General features: G+C 38.5%; 5 protein-coding genes. All 5 read left to right on the plus strand.

Translation table 11 applies throughout. The features are described 5' to 3' along the window. The first annotated feature begins 43 nt into the window (after positions 1 to 43). The 5 genes from FC37_RS01885 to tet(W) all read left to right on the plus strand — a co-directional run bounded on the left by FC37_RS01885 (position 44) and on the right by tet(W) (position 6,374). Entirely contained in the window at positions 44 to 700 is a 657-nt protein-coding gene (locus tag FC37_RS01885) for a helix-turn-helix domain-containing protein (RefSeq protein ID WP_236697258.1), read from the plus strand. 308 nt (positions 701 to 1,008) lie between these two features. Further along, positions 1,009 to 2,154: a hypothetical protein gene (locus FC37_RS01890; protein ID WP_025006262.1), complete on the plus strand. Its 1,146-nt coding sequence runs from the start codon at positions 1,009 to 1,011 to the stop codon at positions 2,152 to 2,154. Next, entirely contained in the window at positions 2,155 to 2,919 is a 765-nt protein-coding gene (locus tag FC37_RS01895) for an ABC transporter ATP-binding protein (protein ID WP_025006261.1), read from the plus strand. A gap of 158 nt (positions 2,920 to 3,077) precedes the next feature. Beyond that, positions 3,078 to 3,668 (plus strand): multidrug ABC transporter permease, encoded by a 591-nt coding sequence (locus FC37_RS01900; RefSeq protein ID WP_233187043.1) that lies wholly within the window; start codon positions 3,078 to 3,080, stop codon positions 3,666 to 3,668. Between the two features lie 786 nt (positions 3,669 to 4,454). Further along, positions 4,455 to 6,374, plus strand: a complete 1,920-nt coding sequence (gene tet(W), locus FC37_RS01905) for a tetracycline resistance ribosomal protection protein Tet(W) (RefSeq protein WP_000691721.1) — start codon at positions 4,455 to 4,457, stop codon at positions 6,372 to 6,374. The last annotated feature ends 189 nt before the right edge of the window (positions 6,375 to 6,563 follow it).

Consider the following 6,563-nt stretch of genomic DNA (forward strand, 5'->3'; position numbering starts at 1 on the left):
TTAAAAAGATAGTATAGTTGAAGTTAAATTGGAGGGATGAAAGATGACTATCGGTGAAGCGTTAAAACACCAAAGAATTCGTCTAGGATTGACACAAGATGAAATGATCCAAGGAATTATTCATAAAAGTCATTATTCTAAGATTGAACGAGGAATAGAAGGCATTTCTGCAGAAAGTTTATTTAAAATCTTGTTTGCACACCATATCGATGTAGACAGTTTTTTGGAGCTAATTAAAAACGAGTATATTTCAGAAAATGAGAAAAGAGCTGAAGAACTTGAAAATAAGGTAAGGATAGCTTTTAATACCTCTGATAAAAATGAAATAGAAAATTGTTTGCAAGAAGTGCTTAAATTGCCAGGTAATAAGGTGTTTAAGTATAGAATCATTGTAGCTATAGCAGCTTTTCGAGGACAATTAGATGAATTAAGTGTAGGAATAAAAGAGGATATAATAAAAGAATTTACAAGGCATGATACTTGGTTAGGAGATATTGATGCACTAAGATTATTTGGTAACTGCATGCAAGTCTTCACTGAAAAACAATTAAATAATTGTATAAGTCAAATATTAAAACAATATTCAAATAATAATGCCTCAGAAAGAATGATCGAGAGAATAGCTATTATTTGTAATAATTATCTATATTACTGCTACTATTATGGTTATAGAAATGAAACTAATATTACAAATGTCTAGATTATTTAGAAAAGTTGGATTGTAGAAGTCACTATATGTTTTATAGAATTGCAGGTTTCTTCTTTAAGTATATGTTTGAAGGAAATAGGATGAAAGCAAAACAAATAAAAGATCAACTTATTATGTGGGGATACGGCAATAGAGTAATATCTTGGAAAATATAGTTTCGTGTGACGAAACTAATAAGTCGAGAGCATAAATATGAATGATAATATAATTGTTCTTAAGGAAAGGGGACATTATCAATGATTTGGGTGTTACCTGTAATTATAAAATAACGTCTGTAGTTTAATTGGAAGGAGATGAAGATGTATTTAGAAGATTTTATAAATCAAATTTTATCAATTCCTAAATTTGATAAAAAAATAGATTCTGCTTTTCTCGAACGACTTAACATATCTAAAAAATTATTAGAAGGGACTTCGGTAAGAGACAGATCTTCACGGAGTCCTTTCTTTTTAAATGATTTAGGTGTGAGGTTTACAACAAGTCCTAGAGAATTTGTGGAGTGGAATACTAAAAAAATAAATGTAAAAATACCATCATACGATAAACTGGTTTCAGATATGTTACAAGCTGAGATAGGATTATTACCTTATATTATGGATGCCTGTATCTTGTTAACAGGTAATTTTGATGCAGTTTTTGACATAGTATCTAGAAGAAAAAGTGAAATTCTAAAGCATGGAACATATAATGCATTAATATATAGTGGAACTGTATGTGCAAGTAAAGGCTCTAAAGATTCATACTTATATTTTTCTAAGGCAATTCAGAGAGCAGGAGATATTAATCATGTAATTACAGCTTACCATAGATTGATAATAACTAAGCTTAAAAGATTTCATGATTATGAAGGCGCTCAAGAATTACTATATACTTTGATATCTAAAGAAATTCCTAGATCCAAAGATAAAGATCTGTATATGGCATTATTCGATAATATGTTGGGTTTAGCAGTTGTAATGGAGCCAAATAGTTTTTCATTAGTAATGGCTAAAACTCTACTAGTAAATGCAACTGATAGAATTAATAAGTATGTTTCCACTTGTTCTAGTATAAAAGGAAAAAGCCAAGCGGAACGATATAAGGGACAAGTAGCTATTAATTTAGTTCAATTAGAAATTCAAAAACATGATTATAAATTAGCTTACCATATTGCAATTAATAATTTAGAGCATGTAAGAATTTATTCTAAAGGTTACGTTGCTGAAGCATGTAGTATTTTGGCTTATACTCAATATTTATTAAAAAATTATCATGATGCATTGATGACATCTAAAGAAGCTCTTAATGAACATGCAGATATTGGAAACTTCGATGGAGTAAAAGCTTCTAGAGAAATGCTGATTAGTTGCTATATAAAATTAGGCATGAAAGAAGAGGCTAAAGCTGAGGCGCAATTGATTTTAGATAAATCTTTTAAGAAGGAAAATATAGGAAGCAGAAAATAAATGACAAATTATCTCTCTATTCAAAATTTACGAAAAGTATATCATGACAATGGAAAAAAATTTGTAGCGTTAGACGATGTTTCTTTTAATATTAAAAAAGGTGAAATTGCTGCCTTATTGGGCCCCAACGGTGCTGGTAAAACTACTATTGTCTCTATTGTAGGCGGTTATTTATTACCCACATCTGGCTCAGTGATTGTCGGTGGTCAGAATATTATTAAGACCAGGTTACGTGATAATATTGGAGTTTCCTTTGGTGGGGACTTGGGCTTTTACGGTCGAGCTACAGCTAAACAGAATCTCTCATATTTTGCAGATTTGGCTAAAATACCTTATCGTAAGCAAAAAGCGGAAATAGAACGTGTACTTGATTTAGTTAGTTTAAGTAATGACATGAATAAAAAGGTACAATTTTTCTCTAAAGGAATGAAACAAAGAATGCACATTGCACGTGCACTTCTAGGAAATCCTAAATTATTATTATTAGATGAACCTACTGATGGCTTAGATGTAGAAATTGCTACTAATATCAGAAATGTAGTTAAGAATTTAGCACAAAATGACATTAGTATTTTGTTAACTAGTCACATGATGTCAGAAGTTGAAGCATTAGCAGATCAAATTGTTTTATTAGGTGCAGGCAAAGTTCACGCAAAAGGTACAGTTCAAGATATTGTGAAATTGTCTAAAGTTAAACGAATTGATAGACCAGCAACACTTGAAGAATCATACCTTGCCTTAGCACCACAACTTAGAAGAGAATAATAAGGGATGAATTAATGAGGTTTTTAAGACTTTTTTGGTTTCAATTTAAGCTGTACATATCTAATCAGTATTTCTTTTGGTTGACAATAACTAGTACAGTTAGTATTTTCGTTTTACAGTACACAATTGCTTACGCTAATCATGGGTTAAATGATCCAATGGTCTGGATAAGAAGTGCAGTATTTGGTTTATGGGCTTCATGTACTACCGCTGCAGGAAGTATAGGATATCAGCGTTTTCAAGGAACACTTCCTTATATTATTAACACGCGCTATGATGAGCGAGCATCCTTGATTGCTCTTCTTTTACCAGCTTCGAGTTATGGCCTGCTTGCTTTTCCTTTGTCATTTCTTTTAGCAAAAATCTTCTCAGTAGCAACGGGCACAATTGATTTAAAATTCATTGGGATAGTTATCTTGCTTTGGATTGCTGCAGCTACAATGGATATTTTAATCGCGGCTTTCTTCACCTTAACTCCTAACGCGTTAGTCTACGAAGCGTTGATTAATATTCCAATTTTACTATTAACAGGATTATTTGGTAATAGAGTGATTTCTCTACCATTGATGGAAGTATCACAATATTTTTTGCCAATGACTATGCCAGTTAGGGTTTTGCTTTATTCAGGGAATATGACCAATATTTTGGCCTATATCTGCAGTATGCTGATCTGGATATTGTTAATTTTAGTTATGGTTAGAAAAATTAATGATTTAGCGCGAGAGAAAGGAACGTTGAAGATAATCTAATGGCAACACAATTTTCCTCACTTTCATTTTTGGCAAATTGGAAAACACGATTTGTTTATTTTTTAATTTTGCCTATTATTAATCTTTTGTTATTGGTATTAATTGATCTACAATACAGCAATCAATGCTCATGTACGGTAAAGAAGCAAGCAACCGAAAACAATAGATAGACCGCCAGCACTACACTATTCCGAACCAAAGACCAAAAGATAAGCATTTTGAGAAAATCTAAACTTTTGGATTTTCCTACAATGCCGACTACGGCGGAATCCCTCCCACTCCTTATATATTTCTTTCTGTATACATTGAATTTGTATTTAGTAAAATGCAGACAACACCACGGATCGGCTTTTGGCTGGACAATTCCAACCAAACACCGCAGCAGACAGTAGAAACCATTCTGAACGTTAGGAAGCCGGTATGATTGTTACATATAAGGGGAAGAAAAATTTCTTTTAGATACTTGTTTTCCTAAAACTGATGTGATATAATAATTCAATTCCAGAAAAGGAGTAAAAAATATGCGGCAAGGTATTCTTAAATAAAACTATAATCAAATAGTGGGAACAAAGGATTATGATAGTCCCTTTTGTAGGGGCTTAGTTTTTTGTACCCAATTTAAGAATACTTTTGCCTTATCAATTTTGACATATCCCCAAAAACAGCACTCACAAACAGGTGTATGCTGTTTTTGGGGATGTCCGCAAATTATCATCCCCAGTGGTAAAAGTATTTTACTGCTGGGGATTTTTATGCCCTTCGGGGCAGTAAAGGGAGGACAATCACATGAAAATAATCAATATTGGAATTCTTGCCCATGTAGACGCTGGAAAGACGACCTTGACGGAGAGCCTGCTATATGCCAGCGGAGCCATTTCAGAACCGGGGAGCGTCGAAAAAGGGACAACGAGGACGGACACCATGTTTTTGGAGCGGCAGCGTGGGATTACCATTCAAGCGGCAGTCACTTCCTTCCAGTGGCACAGATGTAAAGTCAACATTGTGGATACGCCCGGCCACATGGATTTTTTGGCGGAGGTGTACCGCTCTTTGGCTGTTTTAGATGGGGCCATCTTGGTGATCTCCGCTAAAGATGGCGTGCAGGCCCAGACCCGTATTCTGTTCCATGCCCTGCGGAAAATGAACATTCCCACCGTTATCTTTATCAACAAGATCGACCAGGCTGGCGTTGATTTGCAGAGCGTGGTTCAGTCTGTTCGGGATAAGCTCTCCGCCGATATTATCATCAAGCAGACGGTGTCGCTGTCCCCGGAAATAGTCCTGGAGGAAAATACCGACATAGAAGCATGGGATGCGGTCATCGAAAATAACGATAAATTATTGGAAAAGTATATCGCAGGAGAACCAATCAGCCGGGAAAAACTTGTGCGGGAGGAACAGCGGCGGGTTCAAGACGCCTCCCTGTTCCCGGTCTATTATGGCAGCGCCAAAAAGGGCCTTGGCATTCAACCGTTGATGGATGCGGTGACAGGGCTGTTCCAACCGATTGGGGAACAGGGGAGCGCCGCCCTATGCGGCAGCGTTTTCAAGGTGGAGTATACAGATTGCGGCCAGCGGCGTGTCTATCTACGGCTATACAGCGGAACGCTGCGCCTGCGGGATACGGTGGCCCTGGCCGGGAGAGAAAAGCTGAAAATCACAGAGATGCGTATTCCATCCAAAGGGGAAATTGTTCGGACAGACACCGCTTATCCGGGTGAAATTGTTATCCTTCCCAGCGACAGCGTGAGGTTAAACGATGTATTAGGGGACCCAACCCGGCTCCCTCGTAAAAGGTGGCGTGAGGACCCCCTCCCCATGCTGCGGACGTCGATTGCGCCGAAAACGGCAGCGCAAAGAGAACGGCTGCTGGACGCTCTTACGCAACTTGCGGATACTGACCCGCTTTTGCGCTGCGAGGTGGATTCCATCACCCATGAGATCATTCTTTCTTTTTTGGGCCGGGTGCAGTTGGAGGTTGTTTCCGCTTTGCTGTCGGAAAAATACAAGCTTGAAACAGTGGTAAAGGAACCCACCGTCATTTATATGGAGCGGCCGCTCAAAGCAGCCAGCCACACCATCCATATCGAGGTGCCGCCCAACCCGTTTTGGGCATCCATCGGACTGTCTGTTACACCACTCCCGCTTGGCTCCGGTGTACAATACGAGAGCCGGGTTTCGCTGGGATACTTGAACCAGAGTTTTCAAAACGCTGTCAGGGATGGTATCCGTTACGGGCTGGAGCAGGGCTTGTTCGGCTGGAACGTAACGGACTGTAAGATTTGCTTTGAATACGGGCTTTATTACAGTCCGGTCAGCACGCCGGCGGACTTCCGCTCATTGGCCCCGATTGTATTGGAACAGGCATTGAAGGAATCAGGGACGCAACTGCTGGAACCTTATCTCTCCTTCACCCTCTATGCGCCCCGGGAATATCTTTCCAGGGCTTATCATGATGCACCGAAATACTGTGCCACCATCGAAACGGTCCAGGTAAAAAAGGATGAAGTTGTCTTTACTGGCGAGATTCCCGCCCGCTGTATACAGGCATACCGTACTGATCTGGCCTTTTACACCAACGGGCAGAGCGTATGCCTTACAGAACTGAAAGGGTATCAGGCCGCTGTCGGCAAGCCAGTCATCCAGCCCCGCCGTCCAAACAGCCGCCTGGACAAGGTGCGCTATATGTTTCAGAAGATAATGTAACGTCTTGCGCAATGCAAGCGTTCATTGCTGGCTATTGCGAAATATCATTGATAAAATCAGTATCAGAGAGGAGAAACTATTTTGAACCAGGAACAGACGAATATTACAACAGGAAAGCAAATACGTCATCTGCGGCTCTCTGTCAAATCGTGTTGATAGAAGTCAACTATAATTTAATAATTGGATTAA

Origin of the sequence: Lactobacillus gallinarum DSM 10532 = JCM 2011, assembly GCF_001434975.1 — a bacterium.
GTDB classification, from domain to species: domain Bacteria; phylum Bacillota; class Bacilli; order Lactobacillales; family Lactobacillaceae; genus Lactobacillus; species Lactobacillus gallinarum.